General features: G+C 75.5%; 17 protein-coding genes. 12 read left to right on the forward strand and 5 right to left on the reverse strand.

Going from position 1 to position 22,822, the window contains the following annotated elements:
• Window positions 1-94 precede the first annotated feature (94 nt).
• Window positions 95-2,527 (reverse strand): molybdopterin-guanine dinucleotide biosynthesis protein MobB, encoded by a 2,433-nt coding sequence (locus Q5761_RS07440; RefSeq protein ID WP_318750077.1) that lies wholly within the window; start codon window positions 2,525-2,527, stop codon window positions 95-97.
• A 75-nt stretch (window positions 2,528-2,602) separates the two neighbouring features.
• The gene (gene fdhD, locus Q5761_RS07445; RefSeq protein WP_318750078.1) at window positions 2,603-3,499 is read right to left on the reverse strand and encodes a formate dehydrogenase accessory sulfurtransferase FdhD; all 897 of its coding nucleotides are present in this window, start codon (window positions 3,497-3,499) and stop codon (window positions 2,603-2,605) included.
• A gap of 600 nt (window positions 3,500-4,099) precedes the next feature.
• Between fdhD and Q5761_RS07450 the strand changes: the two genes are divergently transcribed.
• From Q5761_RS07450 to Q5761_RS07505, 12 genes are all read left to right on the forward strand, one after another.
• Window positions 4,100-4,852, forward strand: coding sequence for a molybdenum cofactor guanylyltransferase (locus Q5761_RS07450; RefSeq protein WP_318750079.1), 753 nt, complete (start codon window positions 4,100-4,102; stop codon window positions 4,850-4,852).
• Between the two features lie 355 nt (window positions 4,853-5,207).
• Window positions 5,208-6,533: a phenylacetate--CoA ligase gene (locus Q5761_RS07455; protein ID WP_318750080.1), complete on the forward strand. Its 1,326-nt coding sequence runs from the start codon at window positions 5,208-5,210 to the stop codon at window positions 6,531-6,533.
• Window positions 6,534-6,721: 188 nt separating this feature from the next.
• A complete protein-coding gene (gene paaI / locus Q5761_RS07460; RefSeq protein ID WP_318750081.1) occupies window positions 6,722-7,219 on the forward strand; it encodes a hydroxyphenylacetyl-CoA thioesterase PaaI in 498 nt (165 codons plus the stop codon).
• Window positions 7,216-8,199, forward strand: coding sequence for an NAD(P)H-quinone oxidoreductase (locus tag Q5761_RS07465; protein ID WP_135225682.1), 984 nt, complete (start codon window positions 7,216-7,218; stop codon window positions 8,197-8,199). Before paaI ends, Q5761_RS07465 begins: the two co-directional genes overlap by 4 nt.
• Window positions 8,200-8,694: 495 nt before the next feature.
• Window positions 8,695-9,585 (forward strand): IclR family transcriptional regulator, encoded by an 891-nt coding sequence (locus Q5761_RS07470; RefSeq protein WP_318750082.1) that lies wholly within the window; start codon window positions 8,695-8,697, stop codon window positions 9,583-9,585.
• Entirely contained in the window at window positions 9,582-11,273 is a 1,692-nt protein-coding gene (locus tag Q5761_RS07475) for an ABC transporter substrate-binding protein (protein ID WP_318750083.1), read from the forward strand. The genes Q5761_RS07470 and Q5761_RS07475 overlap by 4 nt, the downstream gene beginning before the upstream one ends.
• Window positions 11,274-11,622: 349 nt before the next feature.
• Window positions 11,623-12,582, forward strand: coding sequence for an ABC transporter permease (locus tag Q5761_RS07480; RefSeq protein ID WP_318750084.1), 960 nt, complete (start codon window positions 11,623-11,625; stop codon window positions 12,580-12,582).
• Window positions 12,579-13,505: an ABC transporter permease gene (locus Q5761_RS07485; protein WP_318750085.1), complete on the forward strand. Its 927-nt coding sequence runs from the start codon at window positions 12,579-12,581 to the stop codon at window positions 13,503-13,505. The genes Q5761_RS07480 and Q5761_RS07485 overlap by 4 nt, the downstream gene beginning before the upstream one ends.
• 262 nt (window positions 13,506-13,767) lie before the next feature.
• Window positions 13,768-14,301 carry a chromate transporter gene (locus Q5761_RS07490; RefSeq protein WP_243123384.1) on the forward strand — a complete coding sequence of 178 codons (534 nt, stop codon included), beginning with the start codon at window positions 13,768-13,770 and terminating at the stop codon, window positions 14,299-14,301.
• A gap of 140 nt (window positions 14,302-14,441) precedes the next feature.
• On the forward strand, window positions 14,442-16,223 hold the full coding sequence (locus tag Q5761_RS07495) for a gamma-glutamyltransferase family protein (protein ID WP_318750086.1): 1,782 nt from the start codon (window positions 14,442-14,444) through the stop codon (window positions 16,221-16,223).
• 181 nt (window positions 16,224-16,404) lie between these two features.
• A complete protein-coding gene (locus Q5761_RS07500) occupies window positions 16,405-17,529 on the forward strand; it encodes an ABC transporter ATP-binding protein (RefSeq protein WP_318750087.1) in 1,125 nt (374 codons plus the stop codon).
• A gap of 104 nt (window positions 17,530-17,633) precedes the next feature.
• Window positions 17,634-18,608, forward strand: a complete 975-nt coding sequence (locus tag Q5761_RS07505) for a dipeptide ABC transporter ATP-binding protein (RefSeq protein WP_318751629.1) — start codon at window positions 17,634-17,636, stop codon at window positions 18,606-18,608.
• 6 nt (window positions 18,609-18,614) lie between these two features.
• Here the strand turns inward: Q5761_RS07505 and Q5761_RS07510 are convergent, their stop codons facing one another.
• From Q5761_RS07510 to Q5761_RS07520, 3 genes are all read right to left on the reverse strand, one after another.
• The gene (locus Q5761_RS07510) at window positions 18,615-19,991 is read right to left on the reverse strand and encodes a uracil-xanthine permease family protein (RefSeq protein ID WP_318750088.1); all 1,377 of its coding nucleotides are present in this window, start codon (window positions 19,989-19,991) and stop codon (window positions 18,615-18,617) included.
• Window positions 19,992-20,212: 221 nt separating this feature from the next.
• Window positions 20,213-21,013, reverse strand: a complete 801-nt coding sequence (locus Q5761_RS07515) for an enoyl-CoA hydratase/isomerase family protein (RefSeq protein WP_318750089.1) — start codon at window positions 21,011-21,013, stop codon at window positions 20,213-20,215.
• A 400-nt stretch (window positions 21,014-21,413) separates the two neighbouring features.
• Complete coding sequence (locus Q5761_RS07520) at window positions 21,414-22,691, reverse strand: MFS transporter (protein WP_318750090.1); 1,278 nt, start codon at window positions 22,689-22,691, stop codon at window positions 21,414-21,416.
• Window positions 22,692-22,822 lie beyond the last annotated feature (131 nt).

The raw sequence follows: 22,822 nt of genomic DNA on the forward strand, positions 1-22,822 counted from the left end.
CCTTTCCGCGCCTCTTCCGCGCCTCCGGCTCCGGCCCTCCGGCGGCCGCGTCGGCCGCCGGAGGGCCTTTGGACGCCTGCTGTCCCTCCGTCCGTCACGGCTTGGGCGCCGGGGCCGTCGGCCGCGGCGCCCGGTCCGCGCCCCCCTCGCCGCAGCCGCCCCTTGGCCCCTCGCGGAACGGCTCGGCCCCCCGCGACCCACCCCCTCCTCCGGACCCGGCCGCGAGCCAGCGCGCCAGGGCGGCGGCCGCCGCCTCCAGCTCCCGGGGACCGAAGCCCGGGCGCAGTCGGGCGACCACCTCTGCGCGCGGCGGCACCTTGGCCTCGCCCACCACGACCTCCGGCCAGCCGGCCCCCGCCCCACCCTCCACCAGGACCAGGTCGGGCCGGGCCCCCAGGAGGTGCTGGCAGGCGTCGACGAGCCGATCCACCCAGCCCGTCCAGGCGATGCCGCCCGTCCCGGCCCCGCTGCCGGGAGCGTCGGGCTGCGAGGCCCCGGCGTCGCCCGGGTGCGGACAGCCGGGGGCAGGCACCGCCGGGTTCAGCCCGGACGCCGGCGGTCGGGCTGCGCTGGCACGGGGGTGCGCCATCCCCTCCGCGGCCTCGCCGTCGCCCCCCGCGGTGCCGCCGTCCCGTGCGGTGCCGGTGCTGGCCGGTGGGAGCGGCCCGGCCCCCGCCGGCCTCACCCGGGCCGGCACGGGCCCGGCAGGGTCCGGACCCCATCCGCCGTCGGCGTCGCCCGCCGGCCGCAAGAGCCGCAGGGCCGACTCCTCGGGGCCGATCAGGGCCACCGCCACCGCCCCCGCCTCGGCCAGGCGCTGGCTGTCGCTGCCCCGCCGGTCGAGGTCGAAGCCGTGGGCGGCATGCTTGACGGCCAGCACCCGCACCCCCTGCCGGGCCAGCTGGGCGATGAGCCCGGCCGCGGCCTGGGTCTTGCCGCTGCCCGAGCGGCCCGTCACCGCCACGACGGGCGGGCCGGGCCGCGGGGCGCCGGTCCTGGGAGCAGGCGGCCGCCCGGCGTCAGCGGGACCCGGCTGCGCGCCGGCGCCCGGCTGCCCCAACCTTTCCTCCCCGGGCCCGGCTGTCCCGGGCCCGGCGGTCCCGCCCGGTTGCGACCTCGCCGCCTCCCCCGGGTCCGGTTCCCCGTCCCCACCGGGTCGGTCCGGCCCGCCCCCGCCCATGGCCCGGGAGCCCGGCACCGCGGCGCCCTCGCGTGCCCACCCGGCCGGGACCGCGGGTGGGGCGAACCAGTCGGGCCACGCCCGGTCCTCGGAGGCCTCCAGGTCGAGGGCCCAGACCGCCTCGCCGGGCCGCGGCGCAGCGCCACGGCCCGGGTGGTACAGCAGCGCGTCGCTGCCCGCCACGGCCTCCAGGCGACCCATGGAGGGGACCAGGGGTTCGACGGCGCCCCCGGCGCGGTCGAGACGGGCCCAGACCAGCCGCGGCCGGTCCCCGGCCTTGGGCCACGGCGCCGCCAGCCGGGCCCGGACCGCCGGGCGCACGATGGTCCGCTGCCCCGCCAGCCGCAGGAGGAAGGGGCGCACCAGGACCTCGAAGGCGGCGAGGCACGAGGCGGGGCTCCCGGGCAGGCCCAGCACCCACACGGGGCCGAGCCGCCCCGCGAAGAAGGGGCCGCCCGGCTTGACGTCGATGCGCCCCAGCAGGCGGCGGGCGCCCAGGTCGAGCCACGTGCGCGCCACCCGGTCCCGCGGCCCCACCGAGACGCCACCGGTGGTGATCACCACGTCGGCGCCGCTGGCCGCGGCCCGGCGCAGGGCCGCGGCCAGCGCGGCCGGTTCGTCCGGCACGATGCCGCCCGTCTCGACCTCGAGCCCGAGGGAGGCGATGGCGGCGGCCAGCGTCAGGGCGTTGCTGTTGGGGACGGCCGCGGGGTCCGTCCCGGGCGATCCGCGGCCGGCGGGGACCAGCTCGTCCCCGGTGGCGAGCAGGAGCACGCGGGGACGGCGCCAGACGGTCACCCAGCCGATCCCGGCGGCCGCCAGCAGGCCCGCCCGCCGCGGGGTGATCCGGTCCCCCGCCGCCACCAGCCGCTGGCCGGCCAGGACGTCTTCCCCCGGCGGCGCCACGTGTCGCCCGGCGGGCAGGGGGACCGCCACCTCCACCCACTCCCCGGCGGCGTCCCGGACCCGCCGGGCCCGTTCCGTGGGGACCACCACGTCGGCCCCGGGCGGCAGCAGGGCCCCCGTGCTGACCTGCCAGGCCTCCCGCGGCCCGACCCCTCCCGTCCCGCCCGCAGCGGCGGCATCGGCCGCCTCCCGTGCCGATCCCGCCCAGCGCCGCCCCGTCAGGCGCAGGCGCACGGGCCGGCCGGGTCCCGCCCCCGCGAGGTCCGCGGCCCGGCAGGCGTAGCCGTCCATCATGACGCGCGGCGCCGCGGGCACGGGCCCCGGGGCCGTCACGTCGACGGCCGCCACCCGACCGGCCGCCCGGACCACCGGCACCCGTTCGGTGCCCAGGGGGCCCGCCGCCTGGATCAGCGTGGCGAAGGCCTGTTCCAGCGAGACCATGGCCCGTGACCCCGCCTTCCCGCCGCCGCCCGTGACGATCGTTGTGTCGAACCCCGTCCCCGAGGCGCTGGCCCGCTACCCGCCCGATCCCGACGTCCCGGCCGCCGCGGCCGCCGCCGGGTCGCCCACCCGTGTGGCCCCGGTGTAGACGTTGAAGCGATCCCCGCGGGCGAAGCCGATCAGGGTCAGGCCGAACTCCCGGGCGGCGTCGCAGGCCAGGCTGGACGGGGCCGAGACGGCCACCACCACGGGGATGCCGGCCACCACCGCCTTCTGCACGATCTCGAAGCTGGCCCGCCCGCTGACCATGAGGATCGTGTCCGTCAGCGGGGTCCGGCCCTGCAGGAAGAAGTGGCCGATCAGCTTGTCGGTGGCGTTGTGGCGGCCCACGTCCTCCCGCAGCGCCAGCAGGCGTCCCTCCAGGTCGAACAGGGCCGCGGCGTGCAGGCCGCCGGTGCGGTCGAACAGCGCCTGCTGACGCCGCAGGGTCTCCCCCAGTGAGGCGATGACCTCCGGCCGCAGCACCGGCCCCGTCGGCTGGGGGAGGGCACACGCGCCCCGGCTGTGGATCGCCTCCAGCGACGCCTTGCCGCACACCCCGCAGCTCGAGGTGGTGTAGAAGTTGCGCTGCAGGGTCCGAGGTTCCACCTGGACGCCTGGCCGCAGCCACACGTTGACGATGTTGTACTGTTGCTCGCCGTCGACGTCGGGGTCGGTGCAGTAGCTGATGGCCGCGATCTGATGGGGGTCGTCGAGAAGGCCTTCGGTGAAGAGGAACCCGCCGGCCAGTTCGAAGTCGTGGCCCGGCGTGCGCATGGTGACGGCCACGCGGACCGGTTCGTCCCGTCCCGCGGGCCGCAAGCGGATCTCCAGCGGCTCTTCCGTCACCAGCACGTCGTCGGCCCAGCGGGCGCGGCCCTGCTGCCAGCGCTGCACCCGCCGGCGGACGGTGCTGGTCCGCACCGCCTGCACCCCACTCCCCTCCCCCAGCCACGCCAATGCCACCCCGGCGGCCCCGCTGCAGCCGGACCCGCCACCCGCGTCGGCCCGCCGTCTCCGCCGCCCCGCCGCCCGTCACCGATGGCCGGGCGGATCTCCGCTCCGAGGGGCGGCGATCTCCGCTCCCGGGTCCCGTCGCGGCGGCGGTCCCTCTCCGGGGCCTCACCGGGGGTGATGCGAACGGCGCCCTCACCACAAGTTTACCAAGCCGAACCATTCCCACCAAGGGGAAGCGGGGATCCGTCCGCGTCCCGTTCCTCCGCGAGCCGGCGGATGCCGCGCGGAGCGACCTGGCCCGTAGCCGGCCGCACCCGCTCCCTGCTGCGGAACGCCGCGGGGGAACCCCTCGGTTGGCCAAGCGCCGGCGCGGGACGAACGGGCCGCCACGGCCCAGGGCACCGTCCGCGGATGCCGCGGTCGCCCCGCAGCCTCCGGACGCCGCCGCCGCGCAGCCCGCAGGAGGCCGAGACGCCCGCGGCGAATCAAGGGCTGCAGGCTGTTCGTCCCCCGCCGGACCCGCCCCCGCAGCCCGCCGCCGGCTGCGGCGATGGCCGTCAGGAGGCCCTGCGCTGCATGGGGGGAGCCGCCGTGCCGGCCTCCCGAGCGAAACCGCCCGCCACCCGACCCGAACCGCAGCCCGACGCCGAGGGCGATGCGCCCCAGCCGGCCCGGGCCCTGCCCGTCACCGGCCTCGTCCTCGCCGGCGGGGAGAGCCGGCGCATGGGGCGGGACAAGGCGCTGCTGCCGACGGCCAGAGGGCCCCTCCTGCTCCACGTGACCCGCACCCTCGCCACCACGTGCGCCGAGGTGCTGGTGGTCGACCGGCCCCCGGGGCGCTACCGTCACCTGGGCTTGCCCGTGGTGCTCGACCGTCTCCCCGGCCGCGGACCCCTGGCGGGGCTCCATGCGGGGCTGGAGGCCATGCGCCATGCCTACGGCCTGGTGGTCGCGTGCGACATGCCCGGTCTGACGCCGGCCGTGGCCCGCTTCCTGGTCCAGCGGGCGCTGGAGGCGGAGCGGCGGGGCACCCCGGTGGACGCCGTGGTCCCCCTGCGCCGGGGCCGGCCGGAGCCCCTGCTGGCCGTCTACGCCCGCCGCCTGGCGCCCGTGGCGGAGGCGCTGCTGGAGCAGGGTCGTCCCCCGCTCCGGGCCCTGCTGGCGGCTCCGGGGGTGCGCGTGGCGTGGGTGGACGAAGCCGAGCTGCGCACCATCGACCCCGATCTCCGCTGCCTGGTCAACCTCAACACGCCCGCCGACTGGGCGGCCTGGCGCCGCGGCCAGCTCCCCCCGGACTCCCCCGGGCCCGCGGGTTCCCCCGGAGGGTAGCGGGGACGGGCCGAGCCCGCTCCCTTCGCCGCAGGCGGCGCCGAGCGCCCCCTTGACCTCCCCGTCCGGCGGCAGATCCCCTCGGACCGCCCACGCACAGCCCCCGCGCCCCCCTCGACCGCACCGCGCTGTGGCGCGTCCCCGCCGACCGCCCGAGCCGCAGCCCGCGCGCCCCCTCGACCGCCTCTCCCGGCGACGTGTCCCCGTCGACCTCCCGTCCCGCGAGGCGGTGGACGCCTGCTGTCACGCCGGGAGGTTCGACCGCTTGGCGCGCGGAACATTCCCCGACGGGGGATACGCCGCCCGCCGCGCGAGCCCGCGCGGCGGGGGCGGCCGCGTCACGGGAGGGATCGCCATGATCTGGGACCGGGATGTGGAGACGGCGTCCCGGGACACCTTGCGGCGCCTGCAGCTGGAGCGCCTGCGCGCCACCGTGGAGCGGGCGTACCACCGGGTCCCCCTCTTCCGCCGGCGCATGGAGGACCGGGGCCTCGCGCCCGACGACCTCCGCCACCTGGAGGACCTGGCCCGGCTCCCCTTCATGACCAAGCAGGACCTGCGGGACCACTATCCCTTCGGCCTGTTCGCCGAGCCCCTCCAGCGCGTGGTCCGCATCCACGCCTCCTCGGGGACCCGCGGCAAGCCGACGGTGGTCGGCTACACCCGCCACGACCTGGAGGTGTGGGCGGAGTGCGTGGCCGGCTGCTTCTGCATGGCGGGCGGCGAGCCGGGCCACGTCCTGCACAACGCCTACGGCTACGGGCTCTTCACCGGCGGGCTCGGCCTGCACGCCGGCGCCGAGCGGGTCGGGGCCACCGTGGTGCCGGCCTCCGGCGGCCACACGGCCCGGCAGATCCTGCTGATCCAGGACCTGCGCCCCGACGGCATCGCCTGTACCCCCTCCTACCTCCTGAACCTGGCCGATGCCATGGACGAACACGGCATCGACCCGCGGTCCACCAGCCTGCGCTACGGGATCCTCGGGGCGGAGCCGTGGTCCGAGTCGATGCGGCAGCAGCTGGAGGCGCGCCTGGGCATCGACGCGGTGGACATCTACGGGCTCAGCGAGGTGATCGGGCCGGGCGTCGCCAACGAGTGCCGCGAGGCGAAGGACGGACTGCACATCAACGAGGACCACTTCCTGCCCGAGGTGGTGGATCCCCAGACCGGCGAGCCGCTGCCGCCCGGCCAGTACGGCGAACTGGTGTTCACCTCCCTCACCAAGGAGGCCTTCCCCGTGATCCGCTACCGCACCGGCGACATCGCCGCCCTGTACCCCGAACCGTGCCGGTGCGGGCGCACCCTGGTGCGCATGAGCCGCATCAAGGGGCGGGTCGACGACATGCTGGTGGTGCGGGGCGTCAACGTCTTCCCCTCGGAGGTGGAGTACCAGCTGCTCAAGATCCCCGAGCTGGCGCCCCACTACCAGCTGGTGGTGGACCGCGGCCGGGCGCTGGACCGGATCGAGGTCTGGGTGGAGCCGGCGCCCGCGGTGACCGGCGCGTGGGGCGGGTTCGACCCCGGGGCCGAGGTCGCCCGCCGGCTGGAGGCGCGAGTGGCCGACGTGCTCGGCGGGGCCCTGGGCCTCCAGGTGGACGTGCGGCTGGTGGCGCCCGGCTCCATTCCCCGCAGCGAGGGGAAGGCCGTGCGGGTGGTCGACCGCCGCCAGGTGAGCCCGTGACCGCGGATCCCCGTCGTGGGCCCCACGGTTCGGCACCCGGGCCGCCGCCGGAGCCGCCACCGCGGCCGGCCCGCGCGGGGGGTCAGGCGCCCCCCGACGCGCCGGGACCCCACCAGCCCCGCCCGGTCGGCGCGGGGACGGGGGCGCCGGGCCCGGCGGAGACGCGGGAGCCCGCGGTCCCCGCGGCCGTGCGGGAGCGGATCGCGGCCGACCCCTTCTGCCGGCTGCTGGGCATCCACCTCGAGGCCCTGGCGCCCGGCTATGCCCGGCTGTCCATGACGGTTCGTCCGGACATGGCGAACTTCCACGGCGTGGGGCACGGCGGGGCGGTCTTCACGCTGGCCGATGCGGCCCACGCCGCCGCCTCCAACAGCCACGGCGTGCCGGCCGTGGCCCTCCACGTGGGCCTGCACTACGTGGCGCCCGCGCGGCCGGGCGAGCGGCTGGTGGCCGAGGCGTGGGAGGAGGATCGCGGACGGCGTACGGCCCTGTACCGGTTGGCGGTGCGGCGCCATCCCGACGGCCGCCTGGTGGCCGCAGGGCACGGCCGGGTCTTTCGCGAAGAGCCCGGGGGCGGATCGCCACCGCGGCTTGGCCCCGGCGCCGGCCCCCTTGGCGCCGACGCCGGCCCAGCGGGTGCGGCTCGCCCAGGACCTTCGCGCGATGACGGGGAGGCGCAACGATGAAGGCCGTGCTGGTTCGGCAACCGGGGGGTGCGGAGAACCTGGTGCTCGGCGAGGTGCCGACCCCCGCCCCGGGTCCGGGGGAGCTGCTGGTCCGGGTGCGGGCCACGGCCCTCAATCGGGCCGACATCCTGCAGCGGCGGGGGCTCTATCCCCCGCCGCCCGGCGCCAGCCCCCTGCTCGGCCTGGAGGCGGCGGGCGAGGTGGCGGCGCTGGGCGAGGGATGCGAGGGGTGGCGCGTCGGGGATCGGGTCTTCGCCCTGCTGCCCGGCGGCGGCTACGCCCAGTACGTCACCGTACCGGCCGCCATGGCCCTGCCCGTTCCCCCCAACCTGAGCTTCGAGGAGGCCGCGGCCATCCCCGAGGCCTTCTTGACTGCCTACCAGACCCTCTTCTGGATCGGGCGCCTGCGGGCGGGCGAGTGGGTGCTGATCCACGCGGGCGCCAGCGGCGTCGGCACCGCCGCCATCCAGCTGGCCCGCGATGCGGGCGCCCGGGTGGCGGTGACGGCCGGCAGCGAGGCGAAGCTCGAGGCCTGCCGCCAGCTGGGCGCGGAGGTGGCGCTGAACTACAAGCTGGGCCCCTTCGCCCCCGCCCTGCGGGAGGCCGTCGGCGAGCGCGGGGTCGACCTGATCCTCGACTTCGTCGGGGCGCCCTACTGGGAGCAGAACCTGGAGTGCCTGGCGACCGACGGCCGGCTGGTCCTGATCGCCACCATGGGCGGCGGGGTGGTGGACCGTTTCGACCTGCGACGGCTGATGGGCAAACGGCTGCAGGTGACGGGCACCACCCTGCGCTCCCGCAGCCTGGAGTACAAGGTCCAGCTCACCCGGGAATTCGCCGTGCGGGTGCTGCCCAAGCTGGCCCGCGGGGCGATCCGCCCGGTGATCGACCGGGTCTTCCCCTGGGATCAGGTGCGGGAGGCCCACCGGTACATGGAGCGCAACCTCAACATCGGCAAGATCGTGCTGCGGGTCGATTGAGCGACGGGGCACGGGGCATCGCGACGCCAGGCCACCCCGGCCATCCATCGGCCCCATGGCTCGCGGATCGGTGGAGCCCCCGGCGGATCCGAGCCCGTGACGGTTCCCGCCGGGGGCCCTCTCTTTCGTGTCCAAATCCGGACGAGCAGGCAGGAATCCTGGCGAAGGCCGCGAATAGGCGATGTCAATCTCCCGGGAGAGAAACGGTGTTTCGCATAAGGAAACTGCGGGCCGGCCATGCGGCGACGACTCCCCGGCCCCGCGGCCGTGCGGGCCGGGGGGACCCCGGCGGCGGGCCGGCTGCGGCACCGTGCTGGCGGCGGCATGGCGGGGTGGCCGGGCGGCAGCCGGCGCGCCGCGGGATGCCCGGAGGCGCCGGATGCCGGGCCGGATGCCGGGTCGGTCAGGGGGCGTCCCGAAGCGGCGAGCCGGGAGCCGGTCCCGGCCGGCCACCGGTCCCGGCCGGTTCGAGCGCCGGACGGAGCCCGATGGGAGGTGAGGGCGGCGGGACGCACGACCATCCAGTCCCTGGGGCGGGCGCTGCGGTTGCTCCAGCAGTTCTCCGCCTCGGCCCCCGAGTGGGGCGTGGGCGAGCTGGCGGCGGCCACCGGCCTCCCCAAGGGGACGGTGTCGAAGATCCTGGCCACCTTCCAGGAACACGGGTACCTGTTGCAGGATCCCGTCACCCGGCGGTATCGGTTGGGGCCAGCCTTCCTGGTCGCCGGGCGCATCGCCGAACAGGGGCTCGACGTGGCCCGGTTGGCGATGCCGCTGCTGCAGCGGATGACGGACGCCAGCGGCGAGACGTCGGTGCTGATGTTGCGGGCCGGCTGGCGCAGCGTCTGCGCCGCCAAGGTGGACAGCCCCCACCCGGTGCGGATGGCGGCCGAGGTCGGGCGGTTCGCCTCCCTGCACTCGGGGGCGTCCAACAAGCCGATCCTGGCCCACATGCCGGCGGAGGAGATCGACGCCTACCTGCGGTCGCCGTACTTCGTGCGCCGCGGCCCGCGCACCATCACCGACCGCGACCAGCTCCTGGCCAACCTCGAGCAGATCCGCCGGCGCGGCTACGCGGAGAGCGACTCGGAGGTGGAGGTGGACATCCAGGCCTTCGGCGCCGCGGTCTTCGACGGGCTGGGCCAGGTGATCGGCGCCGTCAGCATCGTCGGGCCGCGGCAGCGCCTGGGCCGGCGCCCGGTGGGGGCGATGGTGGCGGCGGTGCAGGCGGCGGCCCGGGAACTCAGCCGCCTCCTGGGGTGGCGGGGCGCGTGGCCCGCCCCCTGGCCGCCCGCTGCGCCGACGCGGCCGAAGGAGACCGAACCCCGGGACGCCGCCCCCGCCATCGAGGTGGATCACCAGGAGGGAGAGGAGGTCACGGCGCCATGAGTCGGACCACGGCGTGGAGGGAGGGACCCGAGACCATGGGACCGCGGGCACCGCGGCTCCCCGCGGGAGGGCAAAGGGGCCGCGGGACCCTCGTCGCCACCCACCGCGATCCCAGCCGGCCCGGCCGGGGCCGGCGCTGGTTGGCCCTGGTGGCGGCGGCCCTGCTGCTCCTGACGGGCTGCGGCAGCGGCGCCACCGGCGACGGCGGCAGCGGCCCGCAACCGGCCGGTTCGTCCGGAGGAACGGGCGCGGCCGGCGGCGGCACCATCACCATCGGCATCAACGCCGATCCGCCGAACCTGGATCCGGCGATGTCCAGCGCGCTGGTGGACCGCTACGTCCAGAACAGCATCTTCGACAAGCTCTACGATCTCGACGAGAACCTCCAGGTGGTGCCCGAGCTCGCCGAGTCGCTGCCGGAGATCTCGGACGACGGCAAGGTGTACACCATCAAGCTGCGGCAGGGCGTCACCTTCCACGACGGGACGCCGGTGGACGCCGACGCGGTGGTCTTCAACCTCAAGCGCTACCTCGATCCCGACTCCGCCCGCTACAGCGAGCTCTCCGCCGTGGAGCGGGTGGAGAAGGTGGACGACTACACGGTGCGCATCGTGCTGAAGCAGCCCTACAGCCCGCTGCTGTACACCCTGACGGACCGGGCGGGCATGATCGCGTCGCCCAAGGCGATCCAGGAGAAGGGCGACCAGTTCGCCCAGCACCCGGTGGGTTCGGGCCCCTTCATGTTCGAGAGCCGGATCAAGGGCGACCAGATCGTCCTGGTGAAGAATCCGAACTACTGGAAGGAGGGCCTGCCCAAGGCCGACAAGATCGTCTGGAAGGTCGTCACCGACGACAACGTCAAGGTGGTGAACCTCAAGGCGGGCCAGCTGGACCTCATCGACACCGTGCCCGCCCAGGCCCTCGCCGACCTGCGGTCCAACCCCAACCTCAAGGTCGACATCGGACCCGGCCTGGGGTTCCAGGGCATCTACCTCAACACCCAGCAGGCCCCCTTCGACAACCCCCACCTGCGCCGGGCGGTGGACCTGGCCATCGACCGGGCGACCCTGGTGCGGGTGGTGTTCCAGGAGACGGCGGATCCCGGCTACGGCCCCTTCCCGCCGTCCAGCCCGGCCGCGGCCGCGTCCGGCGAGCCGCCCCAGCGCGACCTGGACGCGGTGAAGAAGGCGCTGGAACAGGGCGGCCACCCCGACGGGTTCCGCTTCACCCTGAAGACGGCCACCGGCCCCGTCACCCAGCAGGTGGCCCAGGTCATCAAGGACATGCTGGCCGACGCCGGCATCGAGATGGAGATCCAGCAGGTGGAGTTCGGCAGCCTGCTGGACGACACCGACAACGGCAACTTCCAGGCGGCCGCCCTGGGCTGGAGCGGCCGGCCGGATCCCGACGGCAACATCTACCCGTGGCTGTACACCGACGGCAGCCAGAATGACTCCCGCTACAGCAACCCGGAGGTGGACCGGCTGCTGGATCGGGCGCGGCAGGTCCTGGACATGGACCAGCGGGTCGAGCTCTACCGCCAGGTCATGGAGCAGGTCCACCGCGACGCGCCCTACATCTACCTCTACTACCCGAAGAACGTGAAGGCGTACTCCGCCAAGGTGCAGGGGTTCGTGAACTACCCCGACGGCATCATCCGCACGGAGAACCTGACCAAGGCGCCGTGACGCCTGCGGGGTGCGGGGACCGACCGGACCCGCCGGGCCGCCGGTGCCGGCGGTGAGACCGGCGGCGGGGCCGGCGGTGAGGCCGGCGGCGGGGCCGGTGGTGGGGCCGGCGGTGGCGATGGCGGTGGTGCCGGCGCGGCGGTTGACGGGAGCGCCGGCTCTGACGCCGGATGCCCGCCGCAGCGCCGCATCGTCGCCGGCGGCGAAGGGGCCGCCCGCGGCGGCGAGGGACCGCCCGCAGCCGCGGCGGACCCCCCGGCCCCAAGGGGTCCGGCGCCCTGCACCGCGCGGGCCGGTGGGGGCGGGAGGACGGCCTCCCGCCCCTGCCCGGCGGCGGGGAGGTGAGCCCTTGCTGCAGTTCGTGGTCCGCCGCCTGCTGCTCAGCATCCCCGTGCTGATCCTGGTCACGCTGCTGGTGTTCATCCTGATCCACGTGGTGCCGGGCAACCCGGGGCGCGCCATCCTGGGCCCCGAGGCGTCGCCCGAGGCCGTGGCCGCCTTCAACCGGGCCCACGGTCTCGATCGGCCGCTGCACGTCCAGTACCTGACGTGGCTGGCCGGCGTACTGCGGGGCGACCTCGGCCGATCGCTGGTGGACGGCACGCCCGTGGCCACGCTGATCGCCCAGCGGCTGCCGGCCACGGTGGAGCTGGCCGTCGGCGCCATGCTGGTGGCCGCCCTGGTCGCCATCCCCGCGGGCATCCTGGCCGCCACGCGCCGCGGCACCGTGGCCGACCACGCGGGCACGGTCCTCGCCCTGGCGGGCCTGTCCGTGCCCCAGTTCTGGCTCGGGCTCATGCTCATCCTGTTCTTCGCCGTCCGATTGAACTGGCTGCCCGCGTCGGGTTACGTGCCGTTGACCGTCGACCCGGTGCAGAACCTCAAGACGATGATCCTGCCGATCGTCGTCACGGGCCTGCGGGAGTCGGCGGTGCTGATGCGCATGATGCGGTCCAGCCTGCTGGAGGTGCTGCGGCTGGACTACGTGCGCACCGCCCGGGCCAAGGGCCTCGGCGGCTGGGGCGTGATCGTCCGCCATGCCGCCCGCAACGCGCTGGTCCCCGTGCTGACCGTCAGCGGGCTGCAGCTGGCCGGCCTGCTGGGCGGACTGGTGATCACCGAGCAGATCTTCGTCATCCCGGGGTTCGGGCGGCTGATCGTCGACAGCATCTTCAGCCGCGACCTGATCACGCTGAAGGGCGCGGTCCTGGTCGCGGCGTGCCTGGTGGTGGCGGTGAACCTGGTGGTCGACATCCTCTACGCGTGGCTGGATCCGCGCATCAAGGTGACGGGAGGGAGCCGGGCATGAGCCTGCAACCGGAGCCGGTGCCGACCCCCGTCCCCGACCCCGGCGGCCAGGGGATCGCTCCCGCCGCCGGGACCTCGCCCGCTCCGGGGTGGCGCCGCACGGTGCGCCGGTTCGTCCGCCACCGGCTGGCGACCCTGGGGGCCGCGGTCGTGGTGCTGCTCGGGCTGGTGGCGCTCCTGGCGCCGGTGCTGGCGCCCTACGATCCCGAGGAGCCCGACTACGGCGCCGTCCTGCAGCCCCCGTCGGTCGCCCACCCGCTGGGGACCGACGAGCTGGGCCGGGACATCCTCTCGCGCCTGATCTACGGGGCGCGGGTCTCGCTGTTGGCCGGGCTGATCTCCGTCGGGCTGGCCCTGGCCATCGGCCTGCCCATCGGCCTGGTGGCGGGCTACTTCCGCGGGTTCTGGGACGAGTGGGTCATCATGCGGCTGACCGACGCCCTGATGGCCTTTCCCTCGCTGGTGCTGGCCCTGGCCATCGCCGCCGTGCTGGGACCGAGCTTCGGCAACGCGATGATCGCCATCGGCATCAGCCTCGCCCCCACCTTCATCCGCCTGGTGCGGGGGCAGGTGCTGGCGGTGCGGGAGCTGGAATACGTCGAAGCGGGGCGGGCGGCGGGCGCCGGCCACCTCTGGCAGATCGGACGGCACATCCTGCCCAACATCCTGAGCCCCGTGCTGGTCCAGGCGACGCTGAGCCTGGCGTCGGCGGTGATCAGCGAGGCCAGCCTGAGCTATCTCGGGCTGGGCACCCAGCCGCCCAACCCGAGCTGGGGCTACGATCTGCGGACCGCCCAGGGGTATCTCGCCGTCGCGCCGTGGATGGCGTACTGGCCGGGACTGGCCATCTTCGTCACCGTGCTGGCCTTCAACCTGCTGGGGGACGGGCTGCGGGACCTGTTCGACCCTCGCCTGCGCACGTGACGCCCCGCCCGCGCCAGGGGCAGGGCCGGCCGGGCGTCCCCGACGCAGCGCCCCACGAGGGCGGCCGGGGCCACGGCGTGGGGACGGCCGGCGGCCGCCGGCCGGGCCGCGGGCGCCGCCCGCACGCCGGGGGCCGGGGTCGCCGTGCACGGCCGGAACCGGCGTCGGAGGGGGGCGGCGGCCGCCCGCCCGAGGGCATGCCAGGTCCGCCCGCGGCCCGGGTCCGTCCGGGGGGCGGTCCTGCTCGGAAGGAGGGACGAGGGTGCCGGTGTCGTGGGAGCGCTTGTGGCAGCTGGCCGTGGCCTTCGGGCAGAGCGGCCTCCTGGGGTTCGGCGGCGGTCCCGGCGTCGTGCCCTTCATCAAGGAACAGGTGGTCGACCGGTATCACTGGATGGACGAACCCGGCTTCGCCGAGACGCTGGCCTTGGGCAACGCCCTGCCCGGGCCCATCGCCACTAAGCTGGCCGCCTTCATCGGGTTCAAGGTCGCGGGTCTCCTCGGCCTGCTGGTGGCCACCACCGCCGCGGTGGCGCCCACCGCCATCGCCATGATCGCCCTGGTGGGCCTGTTCCAGGCCTACCGGCACTCGCCGGCGGTGGCCGGGGCCCTCAACGCCGTCAAGCCCGTGGCGGTGGCGCTGATGCTCCAGGTGGCGTGGGATCTGGGCACCCGCTCCTTCCCCGGCGCCGCCACCTGGATCATCGGGGCCGTCAGCGCCGTGCTGCTCTTCGCGGGAGTCAACCCGGCGCTGGTGGTGGCGCTGGCCCTGGTGACCGGCGCGGTGCTCCGGATCTAGCGCCGGTTGCCGCTGGGGCACCGTCGGGGACGGCGGTGCACGGAGGAGGCGCCCGGGGTGGCGGTGCGGGACGGAGCCACCGTGCCCCCCGGCCCCTCCCCGGATCCCACCGTCGAAACACGCATCGTGAGGTGAGCGCCATGATCGATCCCGCGCTGACGTCGGATCCCGGACGCCCCGTCTGGGCCCGCAACGGGCTGGTGGCCACGGGCCAGCCCCTGGCCACCGCGGCGGGCCTGGCGGTGCTCGCCCGCGGCGGCAATGCCGTCGACGCCGCGCTGGCCGTGGCCGCGGTGACGAGCGTCACCATGCCCGAGATGTGCGGCCTGGGGGGCGACGCCTTCGCCCTGGTCTACGACGCCCGCACCCGGACGGTGACGGCCTTCAACGGCAGCGGCCCCGCGCCGATGGCCGCCACCGTGGAGCGATACCGGGCAGCGGGCCACACGGAGATGCCCTTCGAGGGCTGGTGGTCCGTCGCCGTCCCCGGCGCCGTCGGCGTCTACCTGGAGATGCACGCCCGCTTCGGCTCCAGGCCCCTGGAGGAGCTCTGGGCGCCGGCCATCCGCTACGCCCGGGAGGGCTTCCCCATCGATGCCCGCCTGGCGGCCAACATCGCCGCCGGCGCGGACAAGTTGGCCCGGGATCCCGAGGCGGCAGCCGTCTACCTGGCGGCGGGCCCCCGGCCCCGACCGGGCACCATCTTGCGCAATCCCGACCTGGCCCGCAGCTTCGAACGGGTCCTCGCCGGGGGCGCCGAGACCTTCTACAAGGGGGAGCTGGCCCGGGCCATCGGCGACGCCTCCCGGGCCGCCGGCGGGCTCTTGACGGCCGAGGACATGGCCACATTCGAGGTCGAGGTCTACCGGCCGCTGGTCACCACCTACCGCGGCTATCGCGTGTTCGAGACGGCGCCGCCGTCCCAGGGTCTGATCCTGCTGGAGATGTTGAACCTGCTGGAGGGCTTCGACCTGGCCGGCAAGTCGCCCACCGATCCCGACGTGGTCCACCTGCTGGTGGAGATCAAGAAGCTGGCCTTCGCGGACCGCAACGCCTACCTGGGCGATCCGCGCTTCGTCAAGGCGCCGGTGGACCGCTTGCTCAGCAAGGCGTACGCCGCCCGCCGCCGGCGGGATCTGGACCTGGAGCGGGCCAACAACGCCCCCGCGGCCGGCGAGGTGGACGGCGACACCACCTCCTTCGTCGTCGTCGACGCCGAGGGCAATGCGGTCTCGTTCATCCACAGCATCTCCGCCCTCTGGGGGGCGGGCGTCATGGCGCGGGGGACCGGCATCCTGCTGAACAACCGCGCGGGGCGCGGGTTCGTCCTGAGCGAGGAGCACCCCAACGGCCTGGCGCCGGGCAAGCGCACCATGCACACGCTGAACACCTACCTGGTCACGCGGGCGCCGGCCGCGGCGGATGCCGACGGCACGCCGGCGCCGGCGCCGGCCACGGCGGGATCCCGAGCGGCGGACGCGCTAACCGCGGGCGGTGGTCCCGCGACCCCCTCCGCCGGCGCCCGGGCCGGCGATGGCGGCGCCGGCAGCGACGGGCTGGGCGACGGTGAGCTGGTGCTGGTGGGCAACACGCCCGGCGGCGACGGCCAGCCCCAGTGGAACCTGCAGGTGCTGGTCAACGTGCTGGACTTCGGCATGGACGCCTATCGCGCCGTGGCGGCGCCGCGCTGGACCAGCTTCCCCGGCACCGACCCCATCAGCCTCAAGGCGCCCCTCGAGCTGCGCCTGGAGTCGCGCTTCCCGGCCGAGACGGCCGCCGAGCTGCTGCGGCGGGGCCATGTGCTGCGGGGCGTCGGCCCCTGGGCGGCCGGGGGATCCGCCATGCTGATCCGCGTGCTGGATCGCGGCGTCTACGAGGGTGCGGCGGACCCCCGGGACGGCGGCGTCGCCCTGGGGCTGTGAACCGCGGGTTCCGGTGACCCGCAATTCCGTCCGGAGGGTGCGACCCGTTCCGAGACTCGAAGGGTGCGCCGGGTGCGCCCCCACGCGGAGGGCGCGACCCGGCCGCGGAGACGCGGACGGTGCGCCCCCGGCCCAAGACCCGGGGGCGCGACCCCGGTCCACGAGGAGGAGGTGCGACGGCGTGACGGAACGGCCTGGCCAAACCTTGGCGCCGGAGCGGGACGAACCCGGCGGACCGGCTCCGCACGGCCGCGACGCTCCCGCCCGGGCTCCCGGGCGGTCGGCGCCGGAGGCGCCCGGCGCCGGTGCCCCGGCGCCGGTGCTGGCCGTCGAGGACCTCTGGGTCCGCTTCGAGACCGAAGACGGGCCCTTCGACGCCGTCCGCGGCGCCACCTTCCAGATCCGGGAAGGCGAGACGGTGGCGCTGGTCGGCGAGAGCGGCTGCGGCAAGAGCGTCACCGCCCTGTCCATCATGCGCCTGCTTCCCGAACCCCAGGCGCGGATCCGTCGGGGGCGGATCCGGTTCGAGGGCATGGACCTGGCCCAGGCCGGCGAGCGAGCGATGCGGCGCATCCGGGGCAACCGGATCGCCATGGTCTTCCAGGAGCCGATGAGCAGCCTGAACCCCGTCTACACCTGCGGCGAGCAGGTGGCCGAGGCCATCCGGGTGCACCGCCGCTGCAGCCGGCGCGAGGCCCGGGCCCTGGCCCTCGAGGCCTTCCGCCAGGTGGGCATCGCCGACCCCGAACGGCGCATGGACCAGTTCCCCCACGAACTCTCGGGGGGTCTGCGGCAGCGGGTGATGATCGCCATGGCCGTCGCCTGCCGGCCGCGCCTCTTGATCGCCGATGAGCCCACGACGGCGCTGGACGTGACCATCCAGGCCCAGATCCTCGACCTCTTGCGGGCGCTGCGCGACCGGCTGGGGACCAGCATCCTGTTCATCACCCACGACCTGGGGGTGGTGGCGGAGATGGCGGACCGGGTGGTGGTGATGTACGCCGGCGAGGTGGTGGAGGAGGGGCCCGTGGGCGCAGTCTTCAAGAGGCCGCGCCACCCCTACACCGCGGGCCTGCTCCGCTCCATCCCCCGGCGGGACACGCCGCGCAAGGCGCCGCTGCCGGCCATCGAGGGGGCGGTCCCCCACCCCTCCCGGCGGCCGCCGGGCTGCCCCTTCGCCCCCCGGTGTCCCGAGGCCATGCCGGTGTGCCGTAGCCAGCCGGCGCCCTGGGTCCAGCTGGAGCCCGACCACGGCGCCCGCTGCTGGCTGCACGCGCCGTCGGTCCAGGAGGTGACCGCGCCGTGACCCGTGCCCCAGCCCTGGGGGCCGCGCGACGGGCCGCCCACCCCGGCGGCTCCCCACCCCCGGCCGCGGCGGCGGCCGCGGGGGCGTCGGGCTCGTCGACGCCGCTGCTCGAGGTGCGCGACCTGAAGAAGTACTACCCCATCCGCCGCGGGGTCTTCGGGCGGGTCGAGGGGTTCATCCGCGCCGTGGACGGCGTCTCCTTCGACCTGTACGAGGGCGAGACGCTGGGGCTGGTGGGCGAGAGCGGCTGCGGCAAGACCACCACCGGGCGCACCATCCTGCGCCTGGTGGAGCCGACCGGAGGCCGGGTCCGCTACCGCGGCCAGGACATCACCCGCCTCCCGGCCCGGGTCCTGCGGCGGTTGCGGCGGGAGATGCAGATCATCTTCCAGGACCCCTTCGGCTCCCTGGACCCGCGGATGACGGCGGGCCAGATCGTCGCGGAGCCGCTGGTGGTCCACGGGGTGCCCCGCCGGGAGCGGGAGCGCCGGGTCGCCGAACTGCTGGAACGGGTCGGCCTGACGGCCCAGGACGCCCGCCGGCTGCCCCACGAGTTCTCGGGCGGCCAGCGCCAGCGGCTGAGCATCGCCCGCGCCCTGGCCCTGCGCCCGCGGCTGGTGGTCTGTGACGAGCCGGTCAGCGCCCTGGACGTGTCCATCCAGTCGCAGATCCTGAATCTCCTGATGGAGCTGCAGCGCGAGTACGGGCTGACCTATCTCTTCATCGCCCACGACCTCAACGTGGTGCGGCACGTCAGCGACCGGGTCGGCGTCATGTACCTGGGGCGGCTGGTGGAGCTGGCCGACGCCGACGAGCTCTACGCCCGGCCCGCCCATCCCTACACGCAGGCGCTGCTGTCGGCCATCCCGGAACCCGATCCGGAGCGGCGGCGGGAGCGCATCGTGTTGCGGGGCGACGTCCCCAGCCCCGCCCGGCCGCCCAGCGGCTGCCGCTTCCACACCCGCTGCCCCCTGGCGCAGGACCGGTGTCGACGGGAGGAACCGGCCTGGCGGCCCATCCGACCCGGCCACTGGGTGGCGTGCCACTTCGCCGAGGAGGCGATGGGGCAGGCCAGCTGACGGCAGTCAGTCGTCGCCGGCGGAGGCGGGCGCGGGGCGGGAGGAGGCGCCGGCCGGCCCGCGCCCGCCGGCACGCCGGCCGTCGAGGGCGAGGAACAGCAGATTCAGCAGGATGCCGGCCACGGCGGCGGTGGCGATGGCAGGGAGGCGCACGCCCCCGACGGGGATGTTGCCGCCCTCGAAGGCGTTGCCGCCGATCCCGATCACCAGGATCACCGCGCCGATGGCCAGCTGCCGCGGGTCGAACAGGTTCACCCGCTCGGCCATCATCAGCGCGATGCCCTGCATGCCGATGACACCGAAGAGGTAGATGGCCAGCCCCCCGGTGACGAACTCGGGGATGGTGGCCACCAGGGCGGCCAGCTTGCTGAAGAAGCCGAGGGCCATGGCGATGACCCCGGCCGCCACCAGCACCGCCGTCGAGTAGTTCCGCGTGATGGCCATCAGGCTGTTGTTCTCGCCGTAGTTCGTCCCCGAGGAGGCGCCCAGCAGCCCGTGGACCACGTCGGCCAGGCCGTCGAGGACCAGGTTGAGGCCGATCAGTTCCTTGATGCGAAGCGGCGGCCGCTGCATCTCCTCGGCCAGGCGGTCCACGTAGAGGCTGATCTGGTAGAGGTGGGCCGTGCTCTCGGGGATCGTGGCGATGGCGACGGGGGCGATGGCCAACACGGCCTGCCACGCGCCGGGGGCGGTGAAAGCCGGCAGCTGGAACCGCGGCACCGCGAACCAGGGCGCCTCGCGGACGGGGGTGAGGTCCACGTAGCCCATGGCCGCCGCCAGGGCATACCCGCAGGCGGCCCCGAGCAGCACCGGCAGCATGCCCCACAGGCCGCGTCCCTGGAGGTAGACGGAGAACAGGATGGTGAGCACCAGGGTGGCCAGCGCGATGCCCCAGTGCTTGGAGGCCATGTCCATGGCCGTCTTGGCCAGGGCGATGCCGATGACGACGGCCACGGCGCCCGTGACCGCGGGCGGCAGGATCCGGTCGAGCCGCGCCTTGCCAGCCCGCTGGATCAGCCAGCCCACGATCCCGTTGACCACACCGGTGGCCACCACGCCCACCTGGGCGACCTGCAGGCCGCCCCAGCTGGCGTCGGCCACCGTCTTGACGGGCGCGATGTAGGCGAAGCTGCCCCCGTAGTACAGGGGGATGCGCCCCCGCGAACCGAGCACCGCCACGATGGTGGCCAGCCCCGAGGCGAAGAGCGTCACCCCGACGTCGAACCCCGTCAAGATGGCCACCAGGACGGTAGCGGGGAACATGGTCAGGACGTGCTGGAAGCCGAGGCTCACCAGGGCCCCCAGGGGTGGACGATCCTGGGGGAGGTATCCCATCACCCGGCCTCGATTCGCCTGCACCACGGCAAGCCCCCTTGGCGTCACCCGGTCGATTCTCCCGGTCGTCGCTGCCGGTCCGCCCCTGGCCTTCGGCGCCGGGGCGTCCCCTGCCCGGCCGCGTTCCCGGCGCCACGGGCGCCGGGAACGCGGCCCGCGGACGGCCCCGCCGCCCTGCTCCCCTGCGGACGCACACCCTCCGCGCCATTCGCGATGGCCCGTCCCCTTCCTCCTCCGCCGCCGCGTCTTCCTCCACCGCAGGGCCGGCGTCAGTCGCCGGCTCGCGGCGGCGCCGGGCGCCGGAAGCGCGGGGGCCGCTTCTCGAGGAAGGCCCGGACGCCCTCGCGGAAGTCGTCCTCGTCGATGTAGTACGGGACCGGCTCGCCTGCCGGGTCGGGCGGCGGCGCCGGCTGGGAGCGCAGCACCGACCGCTTGGCCGCCCGGATGGACGAGGGCGACAGCGCGGCGATGGTCTCGGCCAGCCGCCGGGCGAAGGGGTCGACCTCGTCGTGGGGCACCACGTGGGTCACCAACCCCAGCGCCCGCGCCTCGGCGGCGCCCAGCAGCCGGCCGGTGAAGAGCAGGTCCTTGGCCTGGTTGGGGCCCATGAGGGCCACCAGCCGCTTGGTGAACTCCGGACTGAGCATGATCCCCAGCCGTGCCACCGGCATCCCCAACCGGGCGCGCTCCGACGCCACCTGTAGGTCGCAGGCGCAGGCCAGCTCGAAGGCGGACCCCAGGGCGTAGCCGCCGATGGCGGCGATGACGGGATACGGCAGGTGCTCCACCTTGCTGATGGTCTGCTCCATGGTGAGGAAGCAGCGCCGGACCTCGTCGATGGTCATGGTCGCGAACTCCTTGAGGTCCGATCCCGCCGAGAAGGCGCGCCCGCCCTCACCCCGCAGGATCACCACCCGCAGGCCGTCGTAGTGCCGGGCCTCGTGGGCCAGGTCGTCCAGGATGGACCCCAGCTCCCGCCACGTGGCGAAGTCGATGGCGTTGTGCTGTTCGGGACGGTCGATGGTGACGGTCACCACGGCGCCGTCCTCGTCGACCCGCAGATGGCCCATCGCCCCACCCCCTCCCCGGCCCCGCGGGGGACTCCCCGCCGGCGTCACGGGGCGGATGCCCCCGGTCGCGGGATGGATTCCCCCGGCGTCAGGGGCGGATGCCCCGGCGGCAGGACGTCCCTCCGGCCTCGGGACGGGCGTGCCCCGTCGATTCCCGGGATGGATTCCCCGCCGGAGGCAGGCGGTCCTTCGCCGCTTCCCGCTCCCGCCCCGGCGGCGCCGCCGGGGCGGGAGCGGGAAGCGCCCCTTCGGCCCCGGCGCCGCGGGTCCGCCTGGCGCCGCGGGTCCGCCTGGCGCCGCGGGTCCGCCCGGCGCCGCGGGTCGCCGCGGCGCCGTCCGGCGCCGGGCGACCCGCGCGGGCCTTGGGCCGGGCCCGGCCCGCGGGCGGCGCCCCGGCCCGTCAGCCGGCCCCCACCGCCTGGCCCTGGGGGCGCTGGGCGCGGCCCCCCGCGCCCAGCGCCCCCAGGCCGAACACCGCGGCGGCCGCCAGGCCGAGGGCGGCCATCGTCGGCCACAGCAGCCGCGGCCCGCCCGCGCCCAGGAGCGCCCCGCCCACGGCCGGCCCCAGCGTCCAACCCAAGCCGAACAGCAGGCTGGCGGCCGCCTGGTAGCGTCCCCCCTGCCCCGCCGGTGCCATGGCGGCCACGCTCGCCTGCAGCAGCGGGGTGAACAGGATCTCGCCGGCGGTCAGGGCGACGAAGGCGAAGAAGAACGGCGCCACGGGCCGCGCCCCCAGGATGATCAGGGCGGCCGTCGCGTAGAGCAGGGCTGCCGCCACCCGGCGCGGCCGCGCGTCGTACCGCTGCGCCCAGCGGGTCACCGGGTACTGCAGCGTCGCGATCATCGCCCCGTTCAGCGTCCACAGCCAGCCGTACCAGGGCACCTCGCCGAAGCGCCGGTGCAGGTCCAGCGGCAGGCTGGAGCTCATCTGGCTGTAGATCAGGTTCATGGCCAGGGCGCCCACCGCCAGCTGCCAGAAGGCCCGGTACCCCAGGGGCGGGAAGAAGCCCGCCACCGAGCGCAGCGCCCGCCGGCCCCACCCCCCGCGGCCCACCGTCGGGCGCGGGGCGCCGCGGGGGGCCGCGTTCGTCCCGGAACCCGATGACCGTGCCGCCGTGACCGCCCCCCCTTCCCGCCGGGCCGGCACCCACCGCGCCACCACGGCCGCGAACACCAGGAACGAGACGCCGTCCAGCAGGAAGATCAGCCGGATGTCACGGTCCACCACGTAGGTGCCCAGCACGGGCCCGACGGCGATGGCGGCGTTGGACAAGAGGTTCAAGATGCTGTAGGCCTCTTCCCGCCGCCGGGGCGGCACGAGCAGCGCCGCGCCGTGCAGCAGGGCGGGGAAGGACCCCCACACCATCGCGCTCATCGCCGCGTAGCAGAGCGCGAAGGCCCACGGGCTCGGCGCCCACCCCGCCGCCACCACCGCCAACCCGGCGCCCGCGAGCCCGCCGACCACTACGGGCTTGAACCCCAGCCGGTCCGTCAGCCAGCCCGCCGGGAGCCGCGCCAGCAGCGAGCCCACCCCGGCGGTGCTTATGATGACGCCCACCTGCTCCGGCGGCAGCCGGTGCACCTGCTGGAGGAACATCGCGATGAACGGAAAGAAGAAGCCGTCGCCCAGCGCGCTGACGAACCGGCCGGCGGCCAACGCCCAGAAGGCACCCGGCATGCGCATCGCCTCTCCCCGCGGATCCACGGCGGCGCCAGCCCGCTTCCCGTCGGGTGGCACCCCCACCCGGCGCGGAGCGCCGGGCGCCGCAGGCCCCGCCCGTGGCCACAAGCCCCATGGTAGTGCAAAGG

Source organism: Thermaerobacter composti (genome assembly GCF_033582035.1).
GTDB lineage: Bacteria > Bacillota > Sulfobacillia > Thermaerobacterales > Thermaerobacteraceae > Thermaerobacter > Thermaerobacter composti.

What these genes read in the sequence shown, in the direction of transcription:
- Q5761_RS07495 (WP_318750086.1), top strand. Translation starts at nt 14,442, where the DNA reads ATGATCGATCCCGCGCTGACGTCGGATCCCGGACGCCCCGTCTGGGCC.
- Q5761_RS07465 (WP_135225682.1), top strand. Translation starts at nt 7,216, where the DNA reads ATGAAGGCCGTGCTGGTTCGGCAACCGGGGGGTGCGGAGAACCTGGTG.
- Q5761_RS07450 (WP_318750079.1), top strand. Translation starts at nt 4,100, where the DNA reads ATGGGGGGAGCCGCCGTGCCGGCCTCCCGAGCGAAACCGCCCGCCACC.
- Q5761_RS07520 (WP_318750090.1), bottom strand. Translation starts at nt 22,691, where the DNA reads ATGCCGGGTGCCTTCTGGGCGTTGGCCGCCGGCCGGTTCGTCAGCGCG.
- Q5761_RS07455 (WP_318750080.1), top strand. Translation starts at nt 5,208, where the DNA reads ATGATCTGGGACCGGGATGTGGAGACGGCGTCCCGGGACACCTTGCGG.
- Q5761_RS07485 (WP_318750085.1), top strand. Translation starts at nt 12,579, where the DNA reads ATGAGCCTGCAACCGGAGCCGGTGCCGACCCCCGTCCCCGACCCCGGC.
- Q5761_RS07475 (WP_318750083.1), top strand. Translation starts at nt 9,582, where the DNA reads ATGAGTCGGACCACGGCGTGGAGGGAGGGACCCGAGACCATGGGACCG.
- Q5761_RS07515 (WP_318750089.1), bottom strand. Translation starts at nt 21,013, where the DNA reads ATGGGCCATCTGCGGGTCGACGAGGACGGCGCCGTGGTGACCGTCACC.
- Q5761_RS07440 (WP_318750077.1), bottom strand. Translation starts at nt 2,527, where the DNA reads ATGGTCTCGCTGGAACAGGCCTTCGCCACGCTGATCCAGGCGGCGGGC.